Origin of the sequence: Lacticaseibacillus saniviri JCM 17471 = DSM 24301, from assembly GCF_001311785.1 — a bacterium.
GTDB classification, from domain to species: domain Bacteria; phylum Bacillota; class Bacilli; order Lactobacillales; family Lactobacillaceae; genus Lacticaseibacillus; species Lacticaseibacillus saniviri.
On the sequence record NZ_BBBX01000057.1, the window covers coordinates 1 to 1,645 of the forward strand.

The window sequence follows — 1,645 nt, forward strand, 5'->3', positions numbered from 1 at the left end:
CAGACTAACCTTAGTGGTGAAGATTGATTCGACGGAATCTTTCTTCACCACTTTTCGTTTAGGCGTAAAGTGGTAGTGAAGTTGACCTGTCGTAGGTTTTTGGCGCTAGACGTCGCAAACAAAAATGGCAACTTCACTGCACCATCACATAATCTGTTCGTAGTCTGTTGGCCTTGAGGTCGTGTATTGAAAATTAGAATGATGGTGCAAATCCGTAAAAAACCCTAGAAAGATGGTGCTCATAATGGCAATTGTATTTGGTATTGATGTTAGTAAGGCTACTTCCAATGTCGCTGTAATCAACGACGATACCACTGTATGGCAATCGAAAATCAACAACGACTGGTTTGGGTTTCAGGAGTTACTCAAACACTTGCAGGAATATCGAGAACCTCAAATCGTCTTCGAAGCTACTGGAGTCTACTCACAACGCCTCAGGCGCTTCTTAGATGATCATCAGTATCGATACTCCCAACTCAATCCGCTAGCCGCTAAGAAGCAGTTAGATGGTTTGCGTACGCGAAAAACCGACAAGAACGATGCCTTACACTTAGCGCAGACGCAGTTGATCTTCAAGCGTCGACTCACTTATTATCAAGAACCGGTTTATCGGGACTTGATGAATCTAAGTCGCTTCTATCAAGAGGTAAACTCCGACCTGGTACGTGAGAAGAATCGACTTCACCGCAGTGTTCAGTTGACGTTTCCAGAGCTTGAACAGCTCTTGTCCAAGCCTACTGGGAAGATGTACTGGACAATCGTACAGCTGTATCCACACGCCGATTGTTTAAACGAACAAACGCCGGAAGACGTCTATGAACAGATATCAAGTGTGGTTTCTCATCACGGGAAAGCAGCACTGAAAGCTATCGCAACTAAACTTCTGAATCTCGCAAAAGCTTCATATCCGGCCGAGTCTATTGATTCACCAATGCTTGAACAAACGCGTTATCACGCCAAACAAGTAACGGAACGGGAAGCTCATAAGGATCAGATCATTAATCAAATGGTTCAGTTGGCTAAGGGTCTACCAGAGTTTGAAATTCTCATGAGTATTCCTGGATTTGCGGAAAAACAGTAGTGCGCCTTATTGGTGAACTCGGCGATATCCGGCGCTTCGGAAGTAGCAACAAGTTGAATGCCTTTGTTGGGATCGATCTGCGTCACTATGAGTCGGGAAACTACATCGCGTCTGATCAGATCAGTAAACGCGGCAATCATATTGCTAGAGCGGTCTTGTATCGGGCGATCACTAACATTTCCAGTGCCGCTAAGACGAAACCAAATCACATCAACGACTTCTATCAGAAACGAAAAAGCAACTTCCCGTGGTCAACGGAAAAACCGTTGGCTCAAAGAAAGTTGCGGTCGCCGCGATGAGTCGCCTTCTACGAACGATTTATCATCTCGTGACAACGAGTCAGTTGTATCAATACGGCGTCCAGCGCCAACCAATCTGACTACGTGAATAGTGTAAACCCTTAGGCAAAAATGAAAATGCCAAAGGTCTATTTGGTTTACCCTCAAACTCAAAAATCAGCAGTATGAACGGATGATTACTCTAATAACAAGAAATGTGATCCATCTAAACGTAAAAGAAAACGTGATTAAATCAACATTAGTGCTTGACTAATGGTAGAAAAAA

General features: G+C 43.9%; 1 pseudogene. It reads left to right on the forward strand.

From position 1 onward, the window contains the following. Positions 1 to 244 precede the first annotated feature (244 nt). Positions 245 to 1,460, forward strand: a pseudogene (locus tag JCM17471_RS13085) (IS110 family RNA-guided transposase). Positions 1,461 to 1,645: the final 185 nt, after the last annotated feature.